The organism is Thermomonas sp. XSG (assembly GCF_014678725.1).
Classification (GTDB): Bacteria; Pseudomonadota; Gammaproteobacteria; order Xanthomonadales; family Xanthomonadaceae; genus Thermomonas.
Window position 1 is genome coordinate 1,634,402 of record NZ_CP061497.1, and the last position, 25,266, is coordinate 1,659,667.

The window sequence follows — 25,266 nt, forward strand, 5'->3', positions numbered from 1 at the left end:
ATCCCGCAGGAAGCCATCGCGCCGCTGCGGTGCGCTCCTACGGGTCTGGTCCGGCCGGAGCTCAGAGCTGCTCGACCACGATGTTGCGGTTGGTGTAAATGCAGATGTCGCCGGCGATGCCCAGTGCTTCGGTGGCGATGGCTTTCGCATCCAGTTGGGTATGCGCCAGCAGCGCGCGCGCGGCGGACAGCGCGTACATGCCGCCGGAACCGATGGCGATCAGGCCGTCTTCCGGCTCGATCACGTCGCCGGTGCCGGAAATCACCAGCGAGGTGTCGGCATCTGCCACCGCCAGCAGCGCCTCGAGCTTGCCGAAGCGGCGCTCGGTGCGCCAATCCTTGGCCATCTCCACCGCCGCACGGGTCAGCTGACCGTGCTTCTCGAGCTTGGCTTCGAACAGCTCGAACAGGGTGAACGCATCGGCGGCAGCGCCGGCGAAACCGGCCAGCACGCGGCCGTCCTTGCCGAGCCGGCGCACCTTGCGCGCGTTGGCTTTCATCACCGTGTGGCCCAGCGTCACCTGGCCGTCGCCGGCAATGACCACCTGGCCGTTACGGCGCACCGAGCAAATGGTGGTGGCATGGAACACGTTGGGGTTCTGGCTGGGATCCATCGTTTTCTCCGTTGAACCGGCTATCTGGGGGCACACGCCCCGGCTTCAAGCAGGAAGGACGGGCATGGCGCCACCGCTGGTCAGCATCGCGATGCCGATCCTGGACACCGAACGCTTCCTGCCGGCGGCGCTGGACAGCCTGCTGGCGCAGACCTGCGGCGACTGGGAAGCGCTGCTGTGGGACGACGGTTCCAGCGACGGCAGCGCCCGGATCGCCGCCGACTATGCCGCGTGCGACCCGCGCTTCCGCCTGCTCGGAGATGGGCGCAACCATGGGCAGGCGGCCGCGCTGGCGAAGACCTTGGCACAGGCGCGCGGCGCCTACTTCGGCACCCTCGACAGCGACGATGTGCTGGAGCCGCAAGCGCTGGCCGCGCTGCTGGCGTTCCTGCAGGCGCGGCCGGCGCTTGGCATGGGCTATTCGCGGTATCTGGAAATCGACGAGGCGGGCACCGTGCTGGGGCCGGGCCGCCGCAGTCTCACCCCGTATTCGCCTGCGGGCCTGCTGGTGGAATTCATGACCTTCCAGTTCCGGCTGGTGCGCGCGGACGCCTACCGCGCGGTGGGCGGCTTCGATCCGGCGGCCGCCTATGCCGAGGACTACGACCTGTGCCTGCGCCTGTCCGAGCGCTACCCGGTCGGCCACCTGCCGCAACCGCTGTACCGCTACCGCGTCCGCCGCGGTTCGATCTCGCAGTCCAGCCGTCTGCGCCAGGTGCAGGCCAGCTTCGCCGCCGCCCAGCGCGCGCTGCAGCGGCGCGGTCTTGAGCGGGAGCAGGCGCTGTCGCTGGGCATCCGCGCCCGCCACGTGCTGCGGCCGAAGGCCACCGCGGCGCCGGCACCATGACGGCGTCGATCAGCGTGCTGCTGCCGCTGCGCGGCGCAGCGCCGTTCCTCGGCCAGGCCTTGGCCAGCCTGCAGGCGCAGGCGTCCGGCGACTGGCGCGGCGTGCTGTGTCCGGTGGGCGAGGCGGCCACGGTGCTGGCGGCGAGGGTGGCCGCCACGGATCCGCGCTTTTGCGCCGGGCCGACAGCTGCGAGCGAAGCCGCCGCGCTGGCGCTGGCCGCGGACGGCATCGACACGGAATTCCTGTGCGTGCTGGATCCCGACGATGCGCTGGCGCCGCAGGCGCTGGCCGCCCTGCATGCCGCGCTGGCCGCCCGGCCCGATGCCGGGATGGCCTACAGCCGGCATGTGCTGGTGGACACCGACGGGCGCGTGCTGGGCCCGGGGCCATTGTGCGAGCTGCCGTATTCGCCGGAGGCGCTGCTGCTGGATTGGATGACCGGGCCGCTGCGGCTGCTGCGCACCGCCGCCTACCGGCGCGCCGGCGGCTATACCGATGCCCATCCCGACGCCATCGACTACGACCTGTGCCTGCGGCTGTCGGAAACCTGCGCGGTGGTGCATGTGCCACAACCGCTGTACCTGCGCCGCATCCATGCCGCGGCACCGGAAGTGGCGCGCTGGGCGGAAGCCATCGAGGCGCGCTATGCCGCCTTCGTCGCGGCGGTGCGGCGGCGCGGTCTGGATGCGCGTTACGACACCGCGCTGCAGGTGGACAGCTGGCACATCCTGCAGCGGCTACAGGTTCAGTAAAGCGGCGTGGCGTCGTCGAGCAGGCGCCTGGCGCGCACCTGCAGGGCTGCCCACGAATCGGCCAGCCGCTCCGGTTTCGGCGTGGTCCGCGCGATCAGCGCCAGCGCCTCTTCCAGTTGCTCCACGCGCAGCGCCAGCGCGGCGTAGTCCTCGGCCAGCACCAGTTCCACACGCTTGTCCGTGCACACGCCGATGCAGGGGCGCGGCGCTTCCACCTTGCCGCAGCCGATGCAGCGCCAGCCTTCGATGGTCTCGATCATGCCGCGATGCTGCGACCGTACGTCGGCGGCGGCATTGATCGACATCAAACAGAGGTTCAGGGCTTGCGCCGGGCGCGCGGATGGGCGGCGTCGTAGACCTTGGCCAGGTGCTGGAAATCCAGATGGGTGTAGATCTGGGTGGTGGCGATGTCGGCATGTCCCAGCAGTTCCTGCACGCCGCGCAGGTCGCCCGAGGACTCCAGCACGTGGCTGGCGAAACTGTGGCGCAGCAGGTGCGGATGGATGCGCTTGAACATGCCCTGCCGCAGCGCCAGCTGCTTGATCCGCAGCTGGATGGCGCGCGCGCTGATCCGGGCGCCGCCGCGGCCGGGGAACACGAAACCGGTGCTTGTGCCGGCCGTGGCCTCGCGCCAGTCCAGCAGTGCGCGGCGCGCGTGCGAACCCACCGGCACGATGCGCTGCTTGCTGCCCTTGCCCAGCACCGTGACCAGCCCGGCCTCGAAATCCAGGTCGCCCCAGCGCAGCATGCACACCTCGGACAGGCGCAGCCCGGAGGAATAGAACAGCTCCAGCAGGGCGCGGTCGCGCAGGCCCAGCGGTGCGTCGGTGGGCAGCTGGACCAGCTGCACCGCCTCGTCGACGTCCAGCACCTGCGGCAGCTTGCGGGGGGCTTTCGGCGCGCGCACGCCATCGGCCGGGCTGGCCGCAAGCCGACCCTGCTTCAGCAGCCAGCGGTACAGGCTGCGGCAGGCGGACAGCCGCCGCTGCAGCGACTTCGGCGACAGTCCGCGGCGGTGCTCGGCGGCGACGAAGGCGCGCAGGTCGTTGCCGTCCAGCGCCAGCAGGTCGCGGCCGCGCGCCCAGCCGGCCAGCGCGCCCAAGTCGCGGCGGTAGGCGTCCAGGGTGTGCGCCGAACCCTGCCGTTCGACCGTCAGGTGGGCAAGGAACTCGTCGATGACCATGCGCCGAGTGTAAGCGCACCGGGCTGGCGCGACCGCCCACTCCCAAGACCCCACATGCTGCGGTAGGCTTGCGATTCGCCGCATGCATCCGGGGAGAGGGCATGGACTGGTCGGAACTGCAGGTGATGGTGGTCGAGGATCACGGCTTCCAGCGCCGCATCGCACTGCGCCTGCTCACGGAGCTGGGCGTCGAACGCGCGCTGGAAGGCGCCGACGGGCTGGACGCGCTGGACGTGCTGCGCCGGCAGCCGACGCCGCCGGACGTGGTGCTGGTGGACCTGGACATGCCCGGCATGGACGGCATCGAATGCATCGGCCAGATCGCGCAGGAGCGGCTGGCGCGCGCGGTGGTGGTGGTGAGCGCGCTCGATCCGGCGCTGCTGCATACCGTGCAGACCATGGCCCGCGCCTACGGGCTGCGCGTGCTGGGCAGCGTGGAGAAGCCGCTGACCCGCGACAAGCTTGAAGAAGTGCTGGTGCGGTTCGGCGACCATGTCGGCGAACAGCATGACGAGAGCGAGGCGGACTTCACCGTGCCCGCGCTGCTGGAAGCGCTGGGCAACGGCGAGATCCTGCCGTGGTTCCAGCCGCAGGTGGAGTTCGGCAACGGCAAGGTGGTGGGGGTGGAGGCGCTGGCGCGCTGGGAGCGCCCCGACGGCAGCGTGGTGCGGCCGGTGCTGTTCGTGCCGCTGCTGGAGCGCGAAGGCCGGGCCGACGCGCTGACCGAGCGCATGCTGGACGAGGGGTGCCGCTGGCTGCAGCGCTGGTGCCGCGACGGCATGCGGTTGAAGCTGTCGGTCAACGTCTCGCCGCTGGCGCTGGCCGACCCGGCGGCGGCCGACCGCTACCAGGCCATCGTCGAAAGCCATGCGATCAGCCCGGAGGACGTGGTGCTGGAGATCACCGAGAGTTCGGTGATGACGGATGCCGCGCGCGGCCTGGGGGTGCTGGCACGCCTGCGGCTGAAGGGGTTCGGCCTGTCGATCGACGACTTCGGCACCGGCTATTCCTCGCTGGCGCAGCTGGCGCAGGTGCCGTTCACCGAGCTCAAGGTCGACAGGGAATTCGTGTTTTCGGCGCATTCGCAGCCGCGCAAGCGGGCGGTGGTGGAGGCCAGCCTGGACCTGGCGCGCAAGCTCAACCTGACCACGGTGGCGGAAGGCGTGGAAACCGTTGAGGACTGGCAGTTGCTGGCCGAGCTCGGCTGCAGCATCGCCCAGGGCTGGTTGATCGGGCGGCCGGTGCCGGGCAGCGAACTGCCGGCGGCGATCGCCCGCTGGCGCCGCCCGGTACTGTGACGATGGCCGTCGGTCGCCGCACCGGCCCCAACGCCTGCTGACGCCGTGCGCTTTGACCTGTCCCGCCTCGGCATCCGCCACCAGCTGCTGAGCCTGTTCGGGTTGTTCCTGCTGACCGGCGCGCTGGTGGTGGTGGTGGATGAGGTCGGCCAGCACTTCGCGCAGCGTTCGATGGAGTCGATGCGGGATGACGTGCTGGTGGGCATGCGCCGGATCCGCCGGCTGTCCGATGCCTATGGCAGCGAGATGGTGGGCGTCACCTTCCGCACCCGCAACTACCTGATCAGCTGGGAACAGGCCGGCCAGCGGATCGAGCGGGCGCAGGCGACCATGGACCGCGAATGGCGGGCGCTGCAGGCGATGCCGCTGGACGAGGAAAGCCGCGCGTTGCTGGATCAGGCGCTGCGCGCGCGCCCGCGTGCCGATGCCGCCGCCGCCAGCCTGCGCGAGATACTGCGGCAGCGCGACATCCTCGCGCTGGGCCGGTTTGCCGACCGCGAGCTGTATCCGGCAGTGGATCCGCTGGTGCAGCGGCTGGAGCGGATCGATGCGCGCGGGCAGGCGCGCGCCGCGGCGCTGGCGCAGGGCGCGCTGGAGCGCGGCATCTGGGTCAGCCGGATCCGGATCGGGCTGTCGCTGGCCTGCGTGCTGCTGGCACTGCTGTTCGGCCGGCGCATCCTGCGCGACGGCTACCGTGGGGTGGAAAGCCTGACCTGGCTGGCGCGGCGGATGACCCAGAACGACTACACCGCGCAGCCGCGTTACCTGCCGCGCGGCGAGCTCGGCGAAGTCATGGACAGCTTCCTGCGCATGCGCGACCACGTGCACCGGATCGAGGGCCAGCTGACCGAACAGCTGGATCGCATCGACCGGGTGCGGGTGGCGCTGGAGCGGCGCGAGCAGTTCCAGCGGCTGCTGCTGGAGGCGGCGCAGACGGCGATCTTCGCGGTCGACGAGGACGGCGTGTTCTCGCAGGTCAATCCGTTCGCGGAAAAGCTGCTGGGCTGGCCGGCCGGTCAGCTGCTGGGGCGCGAGAAGCTGGATGTGGTGCTGGACCCGGAGGCGCTCGGCGCGCTGGCGCGCTCGCTCAGCGAGGCCTACGGCCATACCGTGCCGCCCGACTGGACCGCGCTGCGCGAGTTGGCGCGCCATCGCGAACCGCCGCGCGAATTCGCCCTGCGCCACCAGCGTGGCCGCACCCTGCCGGTGTTGCTGGCGCTGTCGGCGATGCGCGACGACACCGGCGCGATGGTCGGGCTGCTGGCGGTGGCCACCGACCTGACCATGCAGAAGAGGCTCGAGCGCGCCCTGCGCGACAGCGAAGCGCGTGCCCGCGAGGCCAGCCAGGCCAAGAGCGCCTTCCTGGCGGCAATGAGCCACGAGATCCGCACGCCGATGATCGGCGTCACCGGAATGATCGAGATCCTCGGGCATACCGAACTGGATCCGGAGCAGCGCCGTGCGCTGGGCATCATCCAGGCCTCGGCCGAAACCCTGCTGCGGATCATCGGCGACATCCTCGACTTCTCGAAGATCGAGGCCGGCAAGATGGAGATCGAGCCGGTGCCGACTTCGCTGCCGGAGCTGGTGCGCAGCGTCGCCGCCAGCTTCTCGGGCTCGGCATCGAGCAAGGGCCTGGTGCTGGACAGCGAGGTCGATCCGCAGGTCGCGCCGGCGCACCGGGGCGACCCGGTGCGGCTGCGCCAGGTGATCGGCAACTTCCTGTCGAACGCGATCAAGTTCACCGACCACGGCAAGGTCACCGTCGCGGTGAAGCTGCTCCAGCACACGCCGGGCGAAGGTGCTTTGGGCAGGGACCTGCTGGAACTGAGCGTGGCCGACACCGGCATCGGCATCAGCGAGCAGGCGCAGGCCCGGTTGTTCAAGCCGTTCTCGCAGGCGGAAGTGGACACCACCCGCCGGTTCGGTGGCACCGGTCTCGGGCTGGCGATCAGCCGCCGCATCGCCGAGCTGATGGGTGGCCATATCGAAATGGAGTCGGCGCCCGGCAGGGGCACCACCATGCGCCTGAAGCTGGAGCTGCCTCGGGCGCCGGCGGACCAGCTGCCGGAGCTGACCCTGCCGGGCCGGCATGCGCCCGGCTTCCGGCCGCGTCCGCTGCCATCGGTGGAGGAGGCCGAGCGCGAGCGCAGCCTGGTCCTGCTGGTCGACGACCACGCCACCAATCGGCTGGTGATCCAGCGCCAGCTGGCGCTGGCCGGCTACGCCTCGGAAACCGCCGAGGACGGTATGGAGGGACTGGAACGCTGGCGCAGCGGGCGCTACGCGCTGCTGCTCAGCGACGTGCACATGCCGCGCATGGACGGCTACCAGTTGGCCCGCACGATCCGCGCCGAAGAGCTGGGAAGAGGCCTGCCGCGCACCCCGATCGTGGCGCTGACCGCCTCGGCGCTGAAGGGCGAGGCCGAGCGCTGCCTGGGCGCCGGCATGGACGACTACCTGACCAAGCCGGTGGGCATCGCCAGCCTCGGCGTCTGCCTGCAGCGCTGGCTGCCCCACACGGCCGGGGCGCCGGCCGTGGCCATGCCGGTGGCAGCCGCACCAGCCGCTGCCGTCTCTGCGCCGGTGCAGAAGGGCGCGCCGGACGCAAGCGCAACGGTGCTCGCCGGCGACGTGCTGCGCGAGCTGGCCGGAGACCGCCCGGGCGACATACGCGCGCTGCTGGAGGACTATCTGCGCTGCACCCGCGACGACATGGAGGCGCTGGAGCGCCTGCGCGCCGCCGGTGACCTGCCCGCGCTGGTGACCCAGGCGCACCGGCTGAAAGGCGCGGCGCGGCTGGTGGGTGCGGTCGAACTGGGGGAGGCGGCCGCCGCGCTCGAAAGCACGCTGCGTAGCGGCGCCCGTGAGCGGCTGCCGGCGCTGGAGGACGCATTGCACGCCGCCCACTGGCGGCTGCAGGAGTACGTGGCCCGGCAGTACCCGCATTAGGGCGCTGCGATCGGCCAGCGCCGGTGTACCCTGCTTCCAACCGGCCACTGCGGCCGCGAAGGGACTTATCCGATGCGTGAACTGATCCTGCTCCGCCATGCCCACGCCGATGCGCCCGCTTCCGGCCAGGACGACCTGCTGCGGCCGTTGTCGGCCACCGGTCTGGCCGAGGCCCGGGCCGCCGGCGACTGGCTGCGCGAGCACGCCCTGCTGCCGGATCGGGTGCTGTGCTCCAACGCCGCGCGCACTCGCCAGACCCTGGCTGCGCTGGGGGAGCTGGGCTGCACCGACGTGCGCGAGGAGGCAGCGATCTACGAAGCCAGCCCGGGCACCCTGATTGCACTGGCCGATGCCCACCGCGACGCGCGTCGGCTGCTGCTGATCGGCCACAACCCCGGTCTGGAACAGTTGGCTGCGCTGCTGCACAGCGGCCAGTCCGGCGACTACCGCGGCATGCCGCCGGCAGGGGTTGCGGTGCTGGAATTCCCGGTGGAGGCGGCGATCGAGCCCGGCGTGGCACGGCTGTCGCGCTTCTGGTGGCCGTGAGGCGCGCCGACGCCGAAGGATGAGCCGATGAGACACCCTCGCCCCGGCCGCGTGCTGGCGGGGCTGCTGGCCCTGCTGCTGGGCGGCTGCGCCACGCTGTCGCCGCAGCAGCGCAGCGCCGCCGCCGAAGTGGCGGTCAGCGCACGCAGCACGCAGGTGGACTGCATGCGTGCCGATGCCTGCGCGCTGCCCTCGCCGCTGATGGCGATGGCGCGGGACACCCTGGCCGCGTCCACCCCGGCGGCGCCGCGCCACCGTGCGCTGATCCTGGACGATGCCCCCGACGCGCTGCTGGCGCGGATCCACCTGATCCGCGCCGCCCGGCGCAGCATCGGCCTGCAGACCTATATCTTCGACGAGGACGATTCCGCCCAGCTGGTGCTGGACGAGCTGCAGGCGGCGGCGTTCCGCGGCGTCAAGGTCCGCATCCTGGTCGACCAGCTGGCGGCGCTGCGCAAGGTGGAAACGCTGGCGGCGCTGTCGTCCCTGCACGCCAACCTGGAGTTACGCGTCTACAACCCGGTGCTGGACCGCGCGCGGCTGTCGCTGCCGATGTACGCGGTGGCCGCGGCCTGCTGCTGGCGCCAGCTCAACCGGCGCATGCACAACAAGCTGCTGGTGGTGGACGATGCGGTGGGCATCGTCGGCGGTCGCAACTACCAGGACGACTATTACGACTGGGGCGGCGAGTTCAATTTCCGCGACCGCGACCTGCTGTTGGCCGGGCCGGCGGTGGCCGACATGGCGGCGAATTTCGAGGCGTTCTGGGTGTCGGGGCGCAGCGTGCCGGCGGAGCAGCTGGGCGACGTGGCCCGCTACCTGCGGGAGCACGGCCCGCCGCCGGCGCCGCACCACGTGTTCCACAACCCGGCGCGGGTGCGTGCGCTGCTGGCCGAGGTGGCCGACGATGCGGTGCTGCGCACACGCTTCGTCGCGCCGGCGTTGCCGGTGCAGGGGGTAAAGTTCCTTGCCGACCTGCCCGCCAAGCATGGCCGGGACACAGCCGCGGAACTTGTCGATGCCACCGCGGTTGCAGGCAACCCCTCACCGGATACCAGCCACGGCCTGCGCGGTCTGATCGCCGGCGCCGACCGCGAAATCCTGCTGCAGACGCCCTACCTGGTGTTGTCGAAGCCGGCGCAGGCGCTGTTCCGCGAACTGCAGCAGCGGCCGCAGCCGCCGCGCGTGCTGGTGTCCACCAACAGCCTGGCCTCCACTGACGCCTTCATCGCCTACGCCCTGTCCTACAAGTACAAGCGCCGCTACCTGCGCGATTTCGGCTTCGAGATCCACGAGTTCAAGCCGTTCCCGGCGGACGCGCCGTTCGAACTGGGCGCCACCGGCGCCGGCCTCCAGGAAGCCGAGCCGCCGGCCGCGTCCGCGCGCGCCGGTGCCGGCAGCCTGCGCGAACGCCAGCTGGCCGAGCGCGGCCTGCGCAGCGAGCCGGCCAGCGAGGCCGGGCGGCCGTCGCCGTTCGCCTCCTCCGGCGGTCTGCCGGTGCGGCTCAAGCGCGCCGGCCTGCGCATGGGCATGCATGCCAAGTCGCTGGTGATCGACGGCCGGGTCGGCGTGGTGGGCACCCACAACTTCGACCCGCGCGGCGACAGCCTGAATACCGAGAGCGCGGTGGTGATCGCCGACCCCGGCTTCGCCGCGGTGCTGGCCGCCAGCATCCGTCGCGACATGGCCCCGGCCAATGCGTGGACCATCGGCCGACGCGACGACGCGCCGATCTTCTCCGGGATCGAATACAACCTGTCGAAGTTGTCCGAGCGGATGCCGGTGTTCGACCTGTGGCCTTACAAGTACGCCACCAGCTACGACTACGTGCCGGGGCCGGGCTGCCCGCCCACGGTGGCGCCGCCGTCGCCGTTCGCGCCGGAGTTCCGCCGCTGCAACCAGCCGGTGGGCGACTTCCCGGAGGTCGACATCGGCCTGAAATGGCTGGGCGTGCGCACGTTCACCGCGTTCGGTTCGGGGCTGTCGCCGATCCTGTGAGGGGAGGCGCCGGAGGGCGTGACGGATGGCGATTGACGCGCCAGCGCGCGCGTCCTAGTCTGCCAAACTCATTTTCATTGCCTTCCGGGGCCCACATGTCGATCACCCTGAACTTCGAGCTCAACGACCACGATCTGGCCCATTTCCAGGCGGCAGCGGAACATTCCCGCAAGGCGGTCGAAGGCAAGAGCGCCGAGGAGATCGTGGCTGCCGCGGTCGCGCTGCTGGACGATGCGCAGAAGACCCAGCTGCCGGATTTCATCCGCGAGCGCCTGCTGCGCCTGGACGACATGATCGCGATGGTGCGCGACGAGGCCTGGGCGATGCCCGAGGCCGACCGCCAGCGCGTGCTGTCGGCACTGGCCTATTTCGCCGACCCGAACGACATCATCCCGGACGCTGTGCAGGTACTGGGCTTCCTCGACGACGCGGTGATGATCGAGCTGTCGGTGCGCGAACTGGCGCACGAGCTGGACGCCTACGACGACTTCTGCGACTACCGCGCCCGCGAAGCCGCCCGCCTCGGCGTCGATCCGGCCACGCTGGGCCGCACCGACTGGTTGGACAGCCGCCGCGAGGAACTGGTGGACCGCATGCACGCCCGCCGCGAGCGCGATTTCGGCGTCGGCTACGGCCGCAGCAGCGGCTATGGACGTGCTTCCTACATCCGCACCTGGCGCCCCGGCGCGTTCAAGGTGCGCTGAGCCGGATGGCCGCGCGCGATTTCACCTGGCCGGAGGGCACCACCCTCGCGGCGCTGAACGCGCGCTCCGCCGGGACGCTGATGGAGGCGCTCGGCATCGTCTTCACCGAACTCGGCGAAGGCTACCTGCGCGCCACCATGCCGGTGGACGCGCGCACCCACCAGCCCTACGGCCTGCTGCATGGCGGCGCTTCGGTGGCGCTGGCGGAAACCCTGGGCAGCAGCGCCGGCGCGCTGCTGGCCGGCGGCAACGCGGTGGTGGGACTGGAGATCAACGCCAACCACCTGCGCGCGGTGCGCGAAGGCACCGTCACCGGCACCACCCGGCCCCTCCACATCGGTCGCAGTACCCAGGTGTGGGAGATCGAGATCGAGGACGAGGCCGGCAGGCCGGTCTGCATCAGCCGGATCACCCTGGCAGTGCTGCCACAGCCCCCCGCTTCCGCCTGACGGCACCGGCGCAGCTGCGCTGGACGCGGGCGCGGGCCTTGCCGCTTCCCCCTTACACTTGCCGCCTCTCTTCCCGGCGCCCCCACCGTCGCCCATGCGCGCGTTCCGTTATCTGTATCGCCTGCCGCTGTTCGCCTGGCACGTCCTGATCCACCTGCCGCTGACCCTGCTGCTGATCGCCATCGGCAACGGCGGGCCGCTGTCGCACGGCATCGTGCGCTGGTGGGCGGGCGGGCTGCTGCGGGTGTTCGGGATGCGGGTGCAGCGCGTCGGCACGCCGCTGCCGGGTGGCACCTTGTTCGTCGCCAACCACGTCAGCTGGGTCGACATCATGGCGCTGCACTCGCAGCACATGATGGGCTTCATCGCCAAGTCGGAGATCCGCCGCTGGCCGGTGGTGGGGTGGGTCACCACCCACGCCGAGACCATCTTCCTGCAGCGCGGCAACGGCGACTCGCTGGGGCTGGTGATGGCCGAGATGGCGCAGCGCCTGCGCGATGGCCGCGCGGTGGCGGCGTTCCCCGAAGGCGGCACCCGCGACGGTCGCGAGCTCGGTGCCTTCCACGCCCGCATCTTCACCGCCGCGGTGGACGCCAATGCACCGGTGCAGCCGGTGGCGCTGTGCTACGGCGTGCATTGCGAGGCGCAGCCGATCGTCGCGTTCGCCCCGCGCGAGCATTTCATCGGCAACCTGGTGCGCCTGCTCGGCGAACCGCCGCGGCCGGTGCGGGTGTGCTTCATGCAGCCGATCCTGCCGGGCGAACACGAAGGGCGCCGCGGCATCGCCCGGGTAGCGCGCGAGCGCGTGCTGCAGGCGATGTCCGGGGCCTGAGGGAGGCGCATGCCGCTGCTGCCTTCCGCCTTCAACCCGCCGGCGTGGCTGCGCAACCCGCACCTGCAGTCGGTGGTCGCCGCCAGCCCGCTGCGGGCCGCGCGGGCGCGCAGGCGCCTGCGCGAGGTGCCGGCGCGCCACGACCCGCTGGTCCTCGATGTCGGCGGCGGCGTGCGCCTGCAGGGCGTCGCCAGCCTGCCCGAAGACAGGGCGCCACGCGCGCTAGCGCTGCTGCTGCACGGCTGGGAAGGCAGCGCCGATTCCAGCTACATGCAGCTGACCGCGGCGCGCCTGCTGCGCGACGGCTTCGCGGTGTTCCGGCTGGATTTCCGTGACCATGGCGACAGCCACCATCTCAACGAGGGCCTGTTCCACTCCAATCGCTTGGATGAGGTGATCGGTGCGGCGCGCGCCGTGTCCGGGCGCTGGCCAACGCTGCCGCTGGTCGCCGCGGGCTATTCGCTGGGCGGCAACTTCGCGCTGCGGCTGGGCCTGCACGCGCCCGCGGCCGGCCTGCCGCTGCGCCGGGTGGCGGCCGTCTGCCCGCTGCTGGACCCGGCGCGGACCATGGATGCGATGGAGGCGGGGCCGGCGTTCTACATGCGCCATTTCGAGCACAAGTGGCGGCAGTCGCTGGCGCGCAAGCGCGCGCTGTTCCCGCAGGCGCATGCCTTCGGCGATGACGTGCTGCGCCTGCCCATGCGCGCGCTGACCGCGTGGATGGTGGCGCACAACACCGGCTTCCCGCACCTGGACGCCTATTTCGACGGTTATTCCGTTGCCAGCGACCGCCTGCAGGCGCTGCCGGTGCCGGTCGACGTGCTGATGGCCGAGGACGACCCGGTAATCCCGGCCGACGAGTTCCACCGCATCGCCGGCTATCCCAACGTGACCCTGGAGCTGGCGCCGCATGGCGGCCACTGCGGCTTCATCGAGGCGATGACGCTGGACGGTTACGCCGAGCGCTGGGTGGCGGCGAAGCTGGCGGCCGCGGTGGGTGCGGGGACCTAGGCCGGGGCACCCGCGCGGCGCTGGCGCCGCCGCCGTCCTAGAATCGGCGCAACGTTTCCAGCGAGGCATCCGCATGCGCATCCACAGCGACAGTTTCCAGCACCGCCAGCCGATCCCGGCCGAATTCGCGCTGGGCGCGCGCGACTGCAAGGACGGCTTCGGCGGCAACCGCAATCCGCACCTGGCCTGGGACGACGCGCCCGCCGGCACCCGCTCGTTCGTGCTGCTGTGCATCGACACCGATGCCCCCACCGATGGCGCGCTGGTGGCCGACACCGCCAACCCGATCCCGGTGGCGCATCCGCGCGGCGACTTCGTGCATTGGGCGGTGGCGGACATCCCCGCGGATGTCCGCGAGATCGCCGCCGGCAGCTGCAGCGACGGATTCACCGCGAAGGGCAAGCCGGCCGGTCGCGACGCCGACGGCGTGCGCGGGCTGAACGACTACACCGGCTGGTTCGCCGGCGATGCCGGCATGGGCGGGCGCTACTTCGGCTACGACGGACCCTATCCGCCCGCGCACGACCTGCGCACGCACCGCTACTTCTTCCGTGTGTTCGCGCTCGACGTGCCCAGCCTGGGCCTCGCCGCCGGCTTCACGGCCGGCGATGCGCTGCGCGCCATGCAGGGACACGTGCTGGCCGAGGCGGCGCTGTACGGGACCTACAGCCTGCAGCCGGGCTGACGCCCGCAGGCGCTGCGGCGCTCAACGCCTGGCGATGGTCGCGCCGGCCGGTCGGCCGCTGCCGCAGCCAGCGCGCAGCCGCTGCACTTCGCGCGGGATCGCACCGCCTTCCGGGAGCAACGCGCGCATGTCGGCCAGCACCGCGTCCAGCGCCATCCGCGCCACCCGCGGCCGCGCACGGCACTGCAGGTCCGCGGCGTAGGCGCGTGCCAGCCAGGCCGCCTTGCGCTGCTCGAGGTCGCTGCTGCGGGTATCGCCCAGCGCGATCAGCCGCGCCAGCGCCAGTCCATCTCCCTGCTGCGCCTGCAGCCGCGCCAGCGAGATCTCGGCGCGGCGGGTATGCGAGTGGCGCGGGCCGAAGCCTGCGCGGGTCAGCCGCACCGCCTTTTCCAAAACGGCCCGCGCGGCCACCCGCTGGTCCAGCACGGCCAGGATTTCGCCATGCAGGCGCTCGTCGTCGCCCACCAGAGCGTGGCTGGCGCCGTACTGCCGGGCGCGCAACGCCGCCGCTTCGCGTGCCAGCGGCAACGCTTCGCGGTCGCGCCCGGCGTCGTGCAGGATCATCGCCAGGTTGAACACGCCGGCGGCGATCAGCCCGGCATTGCCGGACTTGCGCCAGGCCTCCACTGCCTGCTGCTGGTAGGCCACCGCGCGCTCGAGGTCGCCGCGCTCCCAGGCCACCACCGCCATGCTGTTGTAGGCGCGTGCCATGTCCGGATGGTGCGGGTCCAGGCGCGCGCCCATCCATGCGGTGGTTTCGGTGAAGATCGCTTCGGCATCCCGGAAGCGGCCCATGTCCACGTACAGCGCGGCCAGCTGGCGGTTGGCATCGACGGTGGCACGGTGGTTGTTGCCGTGCAGTTCCTGGGCCAGCTGCAGGGAGGCGTGGCAGTCGCGGCTGGCGGCTTCCAGGGTGTCGGTGGCGCGCTCCAGCGAGCACAGCGCGCGCAGCATGTTGATGGCCTGTGGGTGGTGCCCGCCCAATGTCCGGCGCAGCTGCGCCAGGCCGTCCACGAGCGTGCGGATGGCATCGGCCGGCTGGCCCATCGCCGACTCCAGGTTGGCCATGTCGAGGCGGGTTTCGGCCATCCCGGCCTCGTCCTTCTCGCGCCGGCGCAGCTCCAGCGCGCGCGCGTGCAGGCGGCGCGCGGCGTCGAAGTCGCCCAGCTCGCGCCGGCAGCGGCCGAGCTGGGCATAGAACGCGGCGGACTGCAGCGGCAGTCGCGGTTCTTCCTGCTGGGCCATGGTTTCCAGCGGCTGCATCCGCGCGGTGCAGGTGCGCGGCTCGCCCAGCTGCTGGAACACATTGCCGTTCAGGGTGGCGGACTCCAGCCGCAGGCTGGCCGGTGCATCCGGCAGCAACGGCAGCAGCCGTGACTGGCGCGCCAGCAGTTCGCGCGCCTCGCGGTAGTCGCCCAGGCCTAGGCGCAGCTGCGCCACCGCGCCATACAGCTCTGCGCGCGCCTCCGGTTGCCGGGCCAGGCTGCGCTCGCCGCGCAGGATGCCCATGTCCAGCAGGCTGCGCAGGTCGATCGGGGTATTGGAGGAGCTGCCGGCGTCCTGGAACAGCTCGGTGACGAAGCGCTGCATCGCCTGCGCGCGCGCGGCCTCGCGCAGGGCACGCTGGGCCTGCCAGCCGACCACGCCCAGCGCCGCGCTCAGCACCGCCAGGATCGCCATCGCGCTGCCGATCGCCCAGCGGTGGCGCTGCAGGTACTTGCGCGTCCGGTAGCCGAAGCTCTCGCCGCGCGCCAGCACCGGCCGGCCGCGCAGGTAGCACAGCAGGTCATGCGACAGTGCTTCCGCGGAGACGTAGCGGCGGGTGGGGCACTTGGCCAGCGCCTTCAGCGCGATGTTGTCGAGGTCGCCGGCAAGCTCGCGCGCCAGCCGCGCCGGCGAGTACGGGCGGCTGGCCTCGGGTTCGGCGCGCAGCGCCGCCTGCGAGGGCTTCTGCGGGACGCCATCGAGGATGGCCTCCTCCCATTCCGCATCCGTCTGCCGCTTGAGCCGGTAAGGCTTGCTGCCGGTCAGCAGTTCGTACAGCACCACGCCGAGCGAATACACGTCGGTCATGGTGGTGACCGGCTCGCCGCGGATCTGCTCCGGCGCGGCGTAGTGCAGGGTGAAGGCGCGCACTCCCGTGCGGGTCTGGTCCACCGGCGGCGGCTCGACGTCCAGCAGCTTGGCGATGCCGAAGTCGAGCAGGCGCACGTGCCCGGCCGGGGTCACCAGGATGTTCGATGGCTTCAGGTCGCGGTGGACGATCAGGTTGGCATGGGCGTGGCTGACCGCCTCGCAGACCTGGCGGAACAGGTCCAACCGCGCGGCGATGTCGAGCTGGCGCGACTGGCAGTAGCTGGTGATCGGTTCGCCTTCGACATACTCCAGCGCGAGGTAGGGCTGGCCGTTGTGGTCGATGCCGGCGTCCAGCAGGCGGGCGATGTGCGGGTGCGCGAAGCGCGCCAGGATCTCGCGTTCGCGATCGAAGCGCTGGCGCAGCTGCGGGTTGGCCAGGCCCGGCCGCAGCAGCTTGAGCGCGACCTTGCGCTCGTACATGCCGTCGGCGCGCTCCGCCAGCCAGACCTGGCCCATGCCGCCTTCGCCCAGCAACCGCTCCAGCCGGTAAGGGCCCAGCCGCGCCCCCGCCATGACGCCGCTGGGCAGGGCCATGGCGGGTGTATCGAGGAAGCTGGCGTCGCCCGCATCCAGGGTCAACAGCCGCTCCAGCTCCGCCGCCAGCGCCGGGTCCTCGTCGCGCAGCGTGCGCAGGTGCTCCTCGCGCTGGTCCGCGGGCAGCTCGAGCAGTGCGTCAAGCAGCGGAGACAGGCGTTGCCAGCGCTCGATGTCCATGCGGCTCCCCCCGCATCCGGCGACCCTGCGGTCAGCCGGATGGTTCCTGCAGCGAGGCCAGCAGGAACATCCGCGCCTTCTGCCAGTCGCGGCGCACGCTGCGCTCGGAGCGTTGCAGCAGGGCGGCGATTTCCAGCTCGGACAGGCCGGCGAAATAGCGCAGTTCCACCACCTGGGTCAGCCGTGGATCGACCGACGACAGCCGGTTCAGCGCGGTGTCCAGGCCCAGCATGTCTTCGTCGAGGCTGAGCCCGCCCTCCAGGTTTTCCGGCAGCTCGGTGACCCGGTGCAGGTCGCCGCCGCGCTTCTGCGCCAGCCGCTGTCGCGCGTAGTCGACGATCACCGAGCGCATCGCCGAGGCTGCATAGGCGAAGAAGTGCGCGCGGTCATCGAACTGCGCGTTGCCGCTGCCGCGCCCGACCAGCTTGAGGTAAGCCTCGTGCACCAGCGCGGTGGCGTCCAGCGTATGGCCGTACTGCTGCCCGGCCAGCTGCCGGCGCGCCATGCCGTGCAGCTCCTGGTACAGGGTGGAGAGCACGCGGTCCAGCGCGGAACGATCGCCATCGCGGGCGGCGTCCAGCAGCACGGTGATGTCGCCGGGAGCGGTCATTCGGGTCGGCAAGGGCGTCGGGGGACGCCGGGACTATAGCGAATGGCGGCTCACTTCTGGCAGTGGCCGCACCAGACCGTCGCCCGCTGGCCGATGCTGGCCTGCTTCAGCGCGCGCCCGCAGCGCGGGCAGGGCTGCCCGCCACGGCCGTAGGCCAGCAGCTCCTGCTCGAAGTAGCCGGGTGCGCCGTCCGGGCTGATGAAGTCGCGCAGGGTGGTGCCGCCGCGGGCGATCGCGTGGGCCAGGATCGCCTTCACCGCTTCCGCCAGCGCCGCATAGCGCTCGCGCGAGACCTTGCCGGCGGCGCGCAGCGGCGAGATGCCGGCGGTGAACAGCGCCTCGGCGGCGTAGATGTTGCCCACGCCCACCACCACCGACTGGTCCATCAGGAAGGTCTTCACCGGCACCTTGCGGCCGCGGCTGAGTTCGAACAGGTAGTTGCCGTCGAACGCCTCAGACAGTGGTTCCGGCCCCAGCCCCGCCAGCAGCGGATGGATTTCGCCCGGCGCCTGCCAGAGCAGGCAGCCGAACCGGCGCGGGTCGTTGAAGCGCAGCACGCGCCCGGGCTTTCCATCTTCACCGACCAGCGCGATGTCCACGTGGTCGTGGGCGCGCACCGGCGTGTCCTCGGGCAGCACCCGCAGGCTGCCGGACATGCCCAGGTGCAGCAGCGCGCTGCCGGCCGTGGTGTCCAGCAGCAGGTACTTGGCGCGCCGGCGGATGGCGTCGATGCGCTGCTCCGGGAGCAGTTCCTCCACCTCGCGCGGGATCGGCCAGCGCAGGTCGGGGCGGCGCAGCCGGACGTGGGCGACGCGCTGGCCCTCGACGTGCGGCAGCAGGCCGCGGCGGGTGGTCTCGACTTCGGGCAGTTCGGGCATGCGCCCATGATGCCGCGGCGGGGCGGCGTACAGCCATGCCGTGGCATCATTGCCCGGCGTGAATCCGCGCGCCCTTTTCTCCCAAGAGTCACCGATGTCCGCGTCCCTGCTCGATTTCCTCGCTGGTGGCCTGCTCCAGTTCGGCTGGTGGCAGATGCTGCTGTACCTGCTGGTCGTGACCCAGATCACGATCTTCACCGTCACCCTGTACCTGCACCGCAGCCAGGCGCACCGCGGCGTGGATTTCCACCCGCTGATCGCGCACTTCTTCCGCTTCTGGTCGTGGCTGACCACCTCGATGATCACCAGGGAATGGGCGGCGATCCACCGCAAGCACCACGCCAAGTGCGAGACCGCGGAGGATCCGCACAGCCCCATGCACAAGGGCATCGGCAACGTGCTGTGGAAGGGCGCGGACATGTACCGCGAAGCGCGGCTGGCGCGCGCCGACATCGAGCAGTACGGCAAGGGCTGCCCGGACGACTGGATCGAGCGCAATCTCTACACCCGCTTTTCCAATGCCGGCGTGGTGCTGCTGCTGGCCGTGAGCTTCGTGCTGTTCGGCGCCAAGGGCGTGGCCGTGTGGGCCATCCAGATGGCGTGGATCCCGTTCTGGGCCGCCGGCGTGATCAACGGGCTGGGCCACTGGTGGGGCTACCGCAACTTCGAGACCACCGACACCGCCACCAACCTCACCCCGTGGGCGGTGTGGATCGGCGGCGAGGAGCTGCACAACAACCACCATGCGTTCCCGTCCTCGGCCAAGTTCGCGCTGCGCCGCTTCGAGTTCGACATCGGCTGGGCCGCGATCAAGCTGCTGGAAAAGCTGCGCCTGGCCAAGGTGCTGCGGGTCGCGCCGTCGCTGAACCTGCGCCCGAACATCGCCATGCCCGACGCGGAAACGCTGCGGGCGCTGCTGGCGCACCGCTTCCAGGCGATGACCGACTACCAGCGCAACGTGCTGAAGCCGGCGCTGAAGGAAGAGGCCGCCGCCGCGGGCGCCAGGCTGCGCGCGCTGCTGCCGCGCCAGCTGCGCAAGGGCATGGTGGACGACGGCCGCTGGCTGAATCCCGAGGCGCGTGCGCAGCTGCAGGCGTGGATCGATGCGCGCCCGCGCATCCAGGCGCTGATCGAACATCGCAAGCGTCTGGCCGACGTGCTGGAAAGCCGCGGCCACGATGCCGCCGAGCGCCTGCGCCAGCTGCAGGCCTGGTGCGCCGAGGCCGAGGCCAGCGGCGTGCGTGCGCTGCAGGACTACGCGGTGCGCCTGCGCGGCTATGCGCTGGTGCAGGCCTGACATCGCGCCGGCGGCAGGCGCGCGCCGGCGGATAGATCCCGCTGGCGCCGTCGCCATGCTGCTGTTGGCGGCGCCGATGGCGCTGCCGGCGCAGGTGCAGCGGGCGGATGACTACCTGGCGCGGATGGACCGGGATGGCGACGGCCGCGTCGCCCTGCCGGAATACCAGGACTGGATGGGCTATGCGTTCGCGCAGATGGACCGGAATGGCGACGGCGTGCTGTCCGCCGCCGAGCAGCCCGGCGGCCGCGGCGAGGCGATCACGCGCGAGGCCCACCGCGCCCTGCTGGCCGCCCGCTTCCATCGGCAGGACGCCAATCGCGACGGATTCCTCGATGCCCGCGAGCTGTCCGCGCCGCCGCGCTGAGCCGGCAGCGCGGACAGTACGGCCAGGGTCAGCCTGAACCGTTGCCGCTTCCAGGATTGCTTTTCAGATCGAATGCGCCTACCGTGGCTTTGCTGAATGACAAGGGTCACCTTGAATCGTGGCCTGAATGTTGCAGTTACCTGCATCGTTACACCCGTTTCTCAATCTCCTTGCAGCCAGCGTTTCCGCCGCATCCGCGGCATTCCATCCGTTACAAGGAGCATTGACATGTCCCAGACCGAAACCGGTACCGTGAAGTGGTTCAACGACGCCAAGGGCTTTGGCTTCATCACCCAGGACGGCGGCGGCGACGACCTGTTCGTCCATTTCCGTTCGATTGAATCCTCGGGCTTCAAGTCCCTGCAGGAAGGCCAGAAGGTCTCCTACGTGGCCGTGAAGGGCCAGAAGGGCATGCAGGCCGAGCAGGTTCGCCCGCTCTGAGCCACGCCCACGCGTGATTCGAAAAACCCGGCCTTGCGCCGGGTTTTTTATGCGCGCGAGCCCATGGGGGGCCAACAAAAACGCCGGCATTGCCGGCGTTTCTGTTGCAAGGCGCCGTGGAGCTGCGCCGGTTCCTGCAGTTACCAGATCTTCACCCGCTCCTCCGGCTTCAGGTACAGCTTCTGGCCCTCGGCCACCTTGAAGGTGTCGTACCAGGCGTCGATGTTGCGCACCGTCAGCGCGCGCCACTGGCCGGGGGCGTGCTCGTTGCCCACCACCTGCGAGCGCAGCGCCGCGTCACGCGCCTTGCTGCGCCAGGCCTGGGCGAAGGCGAGGAAGAAGCGCTCGTCGCCGCTCAGTCCGTCGATGACCGGCGCCGGCTTGCCGTCCAGCGACTTGTGGTAGGCCTTGTAGGCCGCCTGCAGGCCGGACACGTCGGCGATGTTCTCGCCCAGCGTCTGCCGGCCGTTGATGTGCAGCCCCGGTAGCGCCTCGTAGGCGTCGTACTGCTTGACCAGCCGTTCGGCCGCGGCCTTGAAATGGGCGGCGTCCTCCGGCGTCCACCAGTTGTGCAGCCTGCCCTGCGCGTCGAACTCGGCGCCCAGGTTGTCGAAGCCGTGGCTGATCTCGTGGCCGATCACTGCGCCGATGGCGCCGTAGTTGGCGGCATCGTCGGCATTGGCGTCGAAGAACGGCGCCTCCAGGATCGCGGCCGGGAAGTTCATCGCATTCTGCAGCGGCAGGTTCACCGCGTTGACGGTCTGCGGGGTCATCCACCACTCGCCGCGGTCCGGTGCCTTGCCCAGCTTGGCCAGCTGGTGGCGGTATTCGGCCAGTTCGGCGCGCTGCGCATTGCCCAGCGCGTCGTCGGCCTTCACTTCCAGCGCGGCGTAGTCGCGCCAGCGGTCCGGATAGCCCACGCCGACCTTCATCGTCTCGGCCTTCTGCTTGGCCAGGCGCTTGGTTTCCGGGCTCATCCACGCCAGCTGGTCCACGCCGTCGCGGAACGCGGCCAGGATGTTCGACACCATCGCCTCCACCCGCGCCTTGGAGCTGGTCGGGAAGTACTGCTTCACGTACAGCTGGCCGATGGCGTCGCCCAGCGCGCCGTCGGTGGCGGCCAGCGCGCGCTTCCAGCGGTCGCGCTGCGCGGTGGTGCCGGACAGCTGGGTGCCGTAGAAGTCGAAGCGCAGTTCGGCATAGGCCTTGGGCAGCAGGGTGGCGCTGCGGTTGAGGGCGTGGAAGCGCAGGTAGTCCTTCCAGGTCTGCAGCGGCGCACTGGCCACCAGCGCCGACAGCTTCCTGATCGCGTCGGGCTGCCATGCCACCAGCGTGGACTGCCCGGACAGCTGCGCGGCGTCGAAGAACGCCGGCCAGTCGATGCCCGGCGCGCGCGTGCCGAACTCGGCCAGCGGCCACGGGTTGTTGGCCTTGTGGATGTCCTGCGTGTCCACCACGCTGGCCTGCGCGTTGGCGATCTGCATCTCGAGGTCGAACACCGCCTTCGCCTTCCTGTCGGCGTCGGCGGTGCCGGCCTGCTTGAGCAGCGCGGCGATGTAGGTCTGGTAGGCGGCGCGGTTGGCGGCCATGTCCTTGTCGGCGGACAGGTAGTACTCGCGGTCCGGCATGCCCAGGCCGCCCTGCAGCAGGTAGCCGGTGTTCCTGTCCGGCGCATCCAGCCCGGCGGCCACGAACAGGCCGAACAGGTGCTCGGTGTAGTAGTTGGTGGCGTTGATCGGATCGACGTCGGCACGCAGGCCGGCGCCCAGATAGGCGGAAAGCGCCTTGCCGTCGGCAATCGCGTCGACCTTGTCCAGCGTCGGCTGCAACGGCGCCAGGCCGCGCGCCTCGATGCCGGCCTCGTCCATCCAGGCGGCGTAGTAGTCGGCGATCCGCCGCGCGTCGGTGCCGGTGGCCGGGTTCTGCTTGCGCAGCGACTGCACCAGGTCGGCCAGGCGCTTCTCGGCCTTCTCGAACACGCTGTAGAACACGCCGGTGCTGGCCCGGTCGGCGGGGATCTCGGTGGTCTTCTGCCAGTTGCCGTTGGCATAGGCGTAGAAGTCGTCGCCCGGCGCCACCGCCTTGTCGATGCCGGCCAGGTCGATGCCCACGCCGGTGGCGGCCGGCGCGCTGGCGGCGGGCGCGGCGGCCTTCGGGGCGTCGTCGCCGGCCGGTTTGCAGGCGGTCAGGGCGGCACCGGCGAAGGCGCACAGCAGGGCCAGCGCCAGCGGCGCGCGACGGAAGGAACGGGTGTGCATGGGCAGGCCTCGGTGGAAATGCCCGCCTATCCTGCGCCGATCGGCGCGGCGGGCATGTGCAGGAAGTCAGCCGGCTGCGCCGAAGGTCGCGTTGTGGCGCCCGCGCGGCGCTGCCATGATCCCGACCGATGCCGCCGCGCGAGGAGGCGCGAGCATGGAGAGCCTGCCCGGGCTGGACCTGAGCCAGCCGCCGTTCGACCTGCTGGACGAGGCCGGCCGCCAGCGCCTGGCCGCCAGGGTGGACATGGGCTTCCACCCGCGCGGCGAGACCATCATCAGCGGCGGCACGCCGTCCGAACGGGTGGTGGTGATCCTCAAGGGGCGGGTGCAGGCCTTCGACCTGGACGCCGCCGGCCACGAGCAGCGCTTCGCCGGTTACGGCAGCGGCGATCTGTTCGGGGCCTGGGCGGTGATGGCCGGGCGCGCGCGCCACAGCTACCGCGCCGACACCGACGTGGTCAGCTACCTGATCCCGGCGCCGGTGTTCCGCCAGCTGCTGGCCGACTATCCCGCGTTCGCCGCGTGGTTCCAGGAGGGGCTGGCGGTGAAGGGCCAGCTGGCGCGGCGCGGCCGCGACTCCGAGCTGGCCGAACTGATGGTCACCCCGGTCGGTGCCGCGGAACTGGCGCCGGCGGTGCGGGTGCCGGCAACAATGAGTATCGCGGATGCCAGCGCGCGGCTGCGCGAGGAGCGGGTGGACTGCCTGCTGGTGGACGACCCCGAGCATCCCGAGCCCGGCGTGGTCACCCGCACCGACCTGCTGGATGCGCTGACCCGCGCGCGCGCGCCGCTGGATGCGCCGGTGGGGCCGCTGGCCAGCCGGCCGCTGGTGGCGCAGCAGACCACCGACGTGCTGTTCCAGGCGCTGACCACGATGGCCGAAAGCCGCATCGAACGGGTCGCGGTGCGCGAAGGCGAGGCCATCGTCGGCACGCTGGGCATGGCCGAAGTGCTGGCGCACTACGCCAGCCAATCCCACCTCATCACCCTGCGGCTGGCGCGCGCGCGCAGCGTCGGGGAAGTCGCCGAAGCCGCGCGCGGCATCCACCGGCTGGTGCGCACCCTGCACGCGCAGGGCGTACGCATGCCGGCGCTGATGGAGCTGGTCAGTGCGCTCAACAGCCGGATCATGGCGCGCCTGTACGAACTGCTGCTGCCGCCGGCGCTGCAGCGCCAGACCTGCCTGCTGGTGCTGGGCAGCGAGGGCCGCCGCGAGCAATTGCTGCGCACCGACCAGGACAATGCGCTGGTAGTGGCCGACGGCTGCGACGACACGGCGCTGGAGGCGGCGATGGCCGGCTTCAGCCGGGCGCTGGGCGAGATCGGCTACCCCCCCTGTCCCGGCGGGGTGATGGTGTCCAACCCGCACTGGCGCATGCGTGCGGCGCAATGGCGTGCGCGCCTGCAGGGCTGGCGGTCGAACTACGACGCGCAGGCGGCGATGGCGCTGTCGATCACCCTGGATGCGCGACCGGTGGCCGGGGACGCCGCGCTGTTCGCGCCGCTGGACGCGCAGCTGCAGGCACTGGGCGGCGACGAGCGCCTGCTGCACGCGATGGCGCGCGCGACGCTGCAGTTCGACAACCCGCTGTCGTTCTTCGGCCAGCTGCGGCAGGACGAGCGCGGGCTGGATATCAAGCGCGGCGGGATCTTCCCGATCGTGCACGGGCTGCGCTGCCTGGCGCTGCAGCACGGCATCGGCCAGCGCAACAGCTTCGCCCGCTGCGAGGCACTGGTGCAGGCCGGCGCGCTGGACGCACCGCTGGGGCGCGACCTCGCCCAGACCCTGTCGGTGCTGCAGCGGATGCGGCTGGACGCGCAGTTGGCCGCGCTGGACGCCGGCGAAACGCCGGGCAACCACCTGCACCCCGAAACGCTGCGCCGGCTGGACCGCGAGCTGCTGCGCGACGCGCTGCGCGTGGTCAAGGCGTTCCAGCAGCACCTGCGCATCGCCTTCCACCTGGGCGACTGAGATGGTGCCGCTGCCCCGCTGGTGGTTGCGCAGGCGCCATGCCGGCGGCGAATGGGCCGCGCTGTGGCAACCGCCGCCGGCCGGCGAATGGGTCAGCCTGGACCTGGAAACCACCGGCCTGGACCCCGCCCGCGACCACATCCTCAGCCTGGCCGCGGTGCCCGTACGCGATGGCCGGGTGTGCCTGTCGGAGCGTTTCGAACGCCGCGTTCACACCGCGCGCGCCTTCGGCATCGAATCCATCCGCCACCACCGCATCACCCCGGATGAAGCCAGCGAAGGCGAACAGGTGACGGAGGTGGTGCGCGAGTTCCTGCACTGGCTGGGCAGCCGCCGCCTGCTGGGCTACTACCTGGGCTTCGACCTCGACATGCTGCGCCCGCACGTGCGCGCGCTTACCGGCTTCGAGCTGCCCAATCCGGTGGTGGATCTCGGCGATGAAGTCGCTCGGCACCAGCGCCGCCAGCGCCCCAACGCCCCGCTGAACCTGGACTTCGCCCACATCGCCAACACCCTGGGCGTGCCGATGGTGGAGCGCCACAGTGCGCTGGGGGATGCAACCACAGTGGGGTTGTGCTGGCTGGCGTTGCAGGAACGCGGGTGGCCGGGCGATTAGCAACGGGTTGCAGGACAGCTGCTGGCCCATCGCGGCGTGCGGCCGCGACACGTGCAGCCATCAATCCGGTGATGCGAAAAATCCAGGCAGCGCGCGCTGGCACGACG

23 protein-coding genes are annotated in these 25,266 nt (G+C 71.2%); 16 read left to right on the top strand and 7 right to left on the bottom strand.

The annotated features are described in order from the left end of the window. Nucleotides 1–61 precede the first annotated feature (61 nt). Nucleotides 62–613, bottom strand: coding sequence for an ATP-dependent protease subunit HslV (gene hslV / locus ICG51_RS07620; protein WP_190279808.1), 552 nt, complete (start codon nucleotides 611–613; stop codon nucleotides 62–64). Between the two features lie 64 nt (nucleotides 614–677). Here hslV and ICG51_RS07625 point away from each other — a divergent pair, with 64 nt between their 5' ends. Together ICG51_RS07625 and ICG51_RS07630 are read left to right on the top strand one after the other, a co-directional pair. Beyond that, a complete protein-coding gene (locus ICG51_RS07625) occupies nucleotides 678–1,460 on the top strand; it encodes a glycosyltransferase (RefSeq protein WP_190279809.1) in 783 nt (260 codons plus the stop codon). Beyond that, on the top strand, nucleotides 1,457–2,212 hold the full coding sequence (locus ICG51_RS07630) for a hypothetical protein (RefSeq protein ID WP_190279810.1): 756 nt from the start codon (nucleotides 1,457–1,459) through the stop codon (nucleotides 2,210–2,212). The genes ICG51_RS07625 and ICG51_RS07630 overlap by 4 nt, the downstream gene beginning before the upstream one ends. On the opposite strand, the gene ICG51_RS07635 is transcribed toward ICG51_RS07630, so the two are convergent. Both ICG51_RS07635 and xerC read right to left on the bottom strand, forming a co-directional pair. Further along, on the bottom strand, nucleotides 2,206–2,472 hold the full coding sequence (locus ICG51_RS07635) for a hypothetical protein (RefSeq protein WP_190279811.1): 267 nt from the start codon (nucleotides 2,470–2,472) through the stop codon (nucleotides 2,206–2,208). The two genes, ICG51_RS07630 and ICG51_RS07635, sit on opposite strands and share 7 nt — an antisense overlap. 56 nt (nucleotides 2,473–2,528) lie before the next feature. Further along, a complete protein-coding gene (xerC, locus tag ICG51_RS07640) occupies nucleotides 2,529–3,395 on the bottom strand; it encodes a tyrosine recombinase XerC (protein WP_223809395.1) in 867 nt (288 codons plus the stop codon). A 101-nt stretch (nucleotides 3,396–3,496) separates the two neighbouring features. Between xerC and ICG51_RS07645 the strand changes: the two genes are divergently transcribed. The 9 genes from ICG51_RS07645 (at nucleotide 3,497) to ICG51_RS07685 (ending at nucleotide 13,870) form a co-directional block, all read left to right on the top strand. Further along, entirely contained in the window at nucleotides 3,497–4,693 is a 1,197-nt protein-coding gene (locus ICG51_RS07645; RefSeq protein ID WP_190279813.1) for an EAL domain-containing response regulator, read from the top strand. Nucleotides 4,694–4,738: 45 nt separating this feature from the next. Then, on the top strand, nucleotides 4,739–7,645 hold the full coding sequence (locus ICG51_RS07650) for an ATP-binding protein (RefSeq protein WP_190279814.1): 2,907 nt from the start codon (nucleotides 4,739–4,741) through the stop codon (nucleotides 7,643–7,645). A gap of 72 nt (nucleotides 7,646–7,717) precedes the next feature. Beyond that, entirely contained in the window at nucleotides 7,718–8,191 is a 474-nt protein-coding gene (locus tag ICG51_RS07655) for a histidine phosphatase family protein (RefSeq protein WP_190279815.1), read from the top strand. Between the two features lie 27 nt (nucleotides 8,192–8,218). After that, nucleotides 8,219–10,189: a phospholipase D family protein gene (locus ICG51_RS07660; RefSeq protein ID WP_190279816.1), complete on the top strand. Its 1,971-nt coding sequence runs from the start codon at nucleotides 8,219–8,221 to the stop codon at nucleotides 10,187–10,189. A gap of 95 nt (nucleotides 10,190–10,284) precedes the next feature. Continuing rightward, a complete protein-coding gene (locus tag ICG51_RS07665) occupies nucleotides 10,285–10,893 on the top strand; it encodes a YkvA family protein (protein WP_190279817.1) in 609 nt (202 codons plus the stop codon). Nucleotides 10,894–10,898: 5 nt separating this feature from the next. Beyond that, entirely contained in the window at nucleotides 10,899–11,342 is a 444-nt protein-coding gene (locus ICG51_RS07670) for a hotdog fold thioesterase (RefSeq protein WP_190279818.1), read from the top strand. A 94-nt stretch (nucleotides 11,343–11,436) separates the two neighbouring features. After that, nucleotides 11,437–12,174: a lysophospholipid acyltransferase family protein gene (locus ICG51_RS07675; RefSeq protein ID WP_190279819.1), complete on the top strand. Its 738-nt coding sequence runs from the start codon at nucleotides 11,437–11,439 to the stop codon at nucleotides 12,172–12,174. A 15-nt stretch (nucleotides 12,175–12,189) separates the two neighbouring features. Continuing rightward, on the top strand, nucleotides 12,190–13,185 hold the full coding sequence (locus tag ICG51_RS07680; protein WP_190282409.1) for an alpha/beta fold hydrolase: 996 nt from the start codon (nucleotides 12,190–12,192) through the stop codon (nucleotides 13,183–13,185). Nucleotides 13,186–13,258: 73 nt separating this feature from the next. Next, nucleotides 13,259–13,870 carry a YbhB/YbcL family Raf kinase inhibitor-like protein gene (locus ICG51_RS07685; RefSeq protein ID WP_190279820.1) on the top strand — a complete coding sequence of 204 codons (612 nt, stop codon included), beginning with the start codon at nucleotides 13,259–13,261 and terminating at the stop codon, nucleotides 13,868–13,870. 21 nt (nucleotides 13,871–13,891) lie between these two features. On the opposite strand, the gene ICG51_RS07690 is transcribed toward ICG51_RS07685, so the two are convergent. From ICG51_RS07690 to mutM, 3 genes are read right to left on the bottom strand one after another with little or no spacing between them, the layout of a single operon-like run. Beyond that, nucleotides 13,892–16,720, bottom strand: coding sequence for a serine/threonine-protein kinase (locus ICG51_RS07690; RefSeq protein ID WP_190279821.1), 2,829 nt, complete (start codon nucleotides 16,718–16,720; stop codon nucleotides 13,892–13,894). Nucleotides 16,721–16,751: 31 nt separating this feature from the next. Continuing rightward, nucleotides 16,752–17,330 (bottom strand): ECF-type sigma factor, encoded by a 579-nt coding sequence (locus ICG51_RS07695; protein ID WP_190279822.1) that lies wholly within the window; start codon nucleotides 17,328–17,330, stop codon nucleotides 16,752–16,754. A 50-nt stretch (nucleotides 17,331–17,380) separates the two neighbouring features. After that, nucleotides 17,381–18,208: a bifunctional DNA-formamidopyrimidine glycosylase/DNA-(apurinic or apyrimidinic site) lyase gene (mutM, locus tag ICG51_RS07700; RefSeq protein WP_190279823.1), complete on the bottom strand. Its 828-nt coding sequence runs from the start codon at nucleotides 18,206–18,208 to the stop codon at nucleotides 17,381–17,383. 94 nt (nucleotides 18,209–18,302) lie between these two features. Here mutM and ICG51_RS07705 point away from each other — a divergent pair, with 94 nt between their 5' ends. The 3 genes from ICG51_RS07705 (at nucleotide 18,303) to ICG51_RS07715 (ending at nucleotide 20,313) form a co-directional block, all read left to right on the top strand. After that, nucleotides 18,303–19,505 carry a fatty acid desaturase gene (locus tag ICG51_RS07705; protein ID WP_190279824.1) on the top strand — a complete coding sequence of 401 codons (1,203 nt, stop codon included), beginning with the start codon at nucleotides 18,303–18,305 and terminating at the stop codon, nucleotides 19,503–19,505. A 55-nt stretch (nucleotides 19,506–19,560) separates the two neighbouring features. Next, nucleotides 19,561–19,872 carry a hypothetical protein gene (locus ICG51_RS07710; protein ID WP_190279825.1) on the top strand — a complete coding sequence of 104 codons (312 nt, stop codon included), beginning with the start codon at nucleotides 19,561–19,563 and terminating at the stop codon, nucleotides 19,870–19,872. A gap of 228 nt (nucleotides 19,873–20,100) precedes the next feature. Further along, nucleotides 20,101–20,313, top strand: a complete 213-nt coding sequence (locus ICG51_RS07715; protein WP_028840395.1) for a cold-shock protein — start codon at nucleotides 20,101–20,103, stop codon at nucleotides 20,311–20,313. 140 nt (nucleotides 20,314–20,453) lie between these two features. On the opposite strand, the gene ICG51_RS07720 is transcribed toward ICG51_RS07715, so the two are convergent. Beyond that, nucleotides 20,454–22,571, bottom strand: a complete 2,118-nt coding sequence (locus ICG51_RS07720; protein ID WP_190279826.1) for a M13 family metallopeptidase — start codon at nucleotides 22,569–22,571, stop codon at nucleotides 20,454–20,456. Nucleotides 22,572–22,725: 154 nt separating this feature from the next. Here ICG51_RS07720 and ICG51_RS07725 point away from each other — a divergent pair, with 154 nt between their 5' ends. Both ICG51_RS07725 and ICG51_RS07730 read left to right on the top strand, forming a co-directional pair. Beyond that, nucleotides 22,726–24,543: a putative nucleotidyltransferase substrate binding domain-containing protein gene (locus ICG51_RS07725; protein WP_190279827.1), complete on the top strand. Its 1,818-nt coding sequence runs from the start codon at nucleotides 22,726–22,728 to the stop codon at nucleotides 24,541–24,543. Nucleotide 24,544: 1 nt separating this feature from the next. Next, nucleotides 24,545–25,159, top strand: a complete 615-nt coding sequence (locus ICG51_RS07730; protein WP_190279828.1) for an exonuclease domain-containing protein — start codon at nucleotides 24,545–24,547, stop codon at nucleotides 25,157–25,159. Nucleotides 25,160–25,266: the final 107 nt, after the last annotated feature.

What these genes read in the sequence shown, in the direction of transcription:
- hslV (WP_190279808.1), bottom strand. Translation starts at nt 613, where the DNA reads ATGGATCCCAGCCAGAACCCCAACGTGTTCCATGCCACCACCATTTGC.
- ICG51_RS07625 (WP_190279809.1), top strand. Translation starts at nt 678, where the DNA reads ATGGCGCCACCGCTGGTCAGCATCGCGATGCCGATCCTGGACACCGAA.
- ICG51_RS07630 (WP_190279810.1), top strand. Translation starts at nt 1,457, where the DNA reads ATGACGGCGTCGATCAGCGTGCTGCTGCCGCTGCGCGGCGCAGCGCCG.
- ICG51_RS07635 (WP_190279811.1), bottom strand. Translation starts at nt 2,472, where the DNA reads ATGATCGAGACCATCGAAGGCTGGCGCTGCATCGGCTGCGGCAAGGTG.
- xerC (WP_223809395.1), bottom strand. Translation starts at nt 3,395, where the DNA reads ATGGTCATCGACGAGTTCCTTGCCCACCTGACGGTCGAACGGCAGGGT.
- ICG51_RS07645 (WP_190279813.1), top strand. Translation starts at nt 3,497, where the DNA reads ATGGACTGGTCGGAACTGCAGGTGATGGTGGTCGAGGATCACGGCTTC.
- ICG51_RS07655 (WP_190279815.1), top strand. Translation starts at nt 7,718, where the DNA reads ATGCGTGAACTGATCCTGCTCCGCCATGCCCACGCCGATGCGCCCGCT.
- ICG51_RS07660 (WP_190279816.1), top strand. Translation starts at nt 8,219, where the DNA reads ATGAGACACCCTCGCCCCGGCCGCGTGCTGGCGGGGCTGCTGGCCCTG.
- ICG51_RS07665 (WP_190279817.1), top strand. Translation starts at nt 10,285, where the DNA reads ATGTCGATCACCCTGAACTTCGAGCTCAACGACCACGATCTGGCCCAT.
- ICG51_RS07670 (WP_190279818.1), top strand. Translation starts at nt 10,899, where the DNA reads ATGGCCGCGCGCGATTTCACCTGGCCGGAGGGCACCACCCTCGCGGCG.
- ICG51_RS07675 (WP_190279819.1), top strand. Translation starts at nt 11,437, where the DNA reads ATGCGCGCGTTCCGTTATCTGTATCGCCTGCCGCTGTTCGCCTGGCAC.
- ICG51_RS07685 (WP_190279820.1), top strand. Translation starts at nt 13,259, where the DNA reads ATGCGCATCCACAGCGACAGTTTCCAGCACCGCCAGCCGATCCCGGCC.
- ICG51_RS07690 (WP_190279821.1), bottom strand. Translation starts at nt 16,720, where the DNA reads ATGGACATCGAGCGCTGGCAACGCCTGTCTCCGCTGCTTGACGCACTG.
- ICG51_RS07695 (WP_190279822.1), bottom strand. Translation starts at nt 17,330, where the DNA reads ATGACCGCTCCCGGCGACATCACCGTGCTGCTGGACGCCGCCCGCGAT.
- mutM (WP_190279823.1), bottom strand. Translation starts at nt 18,208, where the DNA reads ATGCCCGAACTGCCCGAAGTCGAGACCACCCGCCGCGGCCTGCTGCCG.
- ICG51_RS07705 (WP_190279824.1), top strand. Translation starts at nt 18,303, where the DNA reads ATGTCCGCGTCCCTGCTCGATTTCCTCGCTGGTGGCCTGCTCCAGTTC.
- ICG51_RS07710 (WP_190279825.1), top strand. Translation starts at nt 19,561, where the DNA reads ATGCTGCTGTTGGCGGCGCCGATGGCGCTGCCGGCGCAGGTGCAGCGG.
- ICG51_RS07715 (WP_028840395.1), top strand. Translation starts at nt 20,101, where the DNA reads ATGTCCCAGACCGAAACCGGTACCGTGAAGTGGTTCAACGACGCCAAG.
- ICG51_RS07720 (WP_190279826.1), bottom strand. Translation starts at nt 22,571, where the DNA reads ATGCACACCCGTTCCTTCCGTCGCGCGCCGCTGGCGCTGGCCCTGCTG.
- ICG51_RS07725 (WP_190279827.1), top strand. Translation starts at nt 22,726, where the DNA reads ATGGAGAGCCTGCCCGGGCTGGACCTGAGCCAGCCGCCGTTCGACCTG.
- ICG51_RS07730 (WP_190279828.1), top strand. Translation starts at nt 24,545, where the DNA reads ATGGTGCCGCTGCCCCGCTGGTGGTTGCGCAGGCGCCATGCCGGCGGC.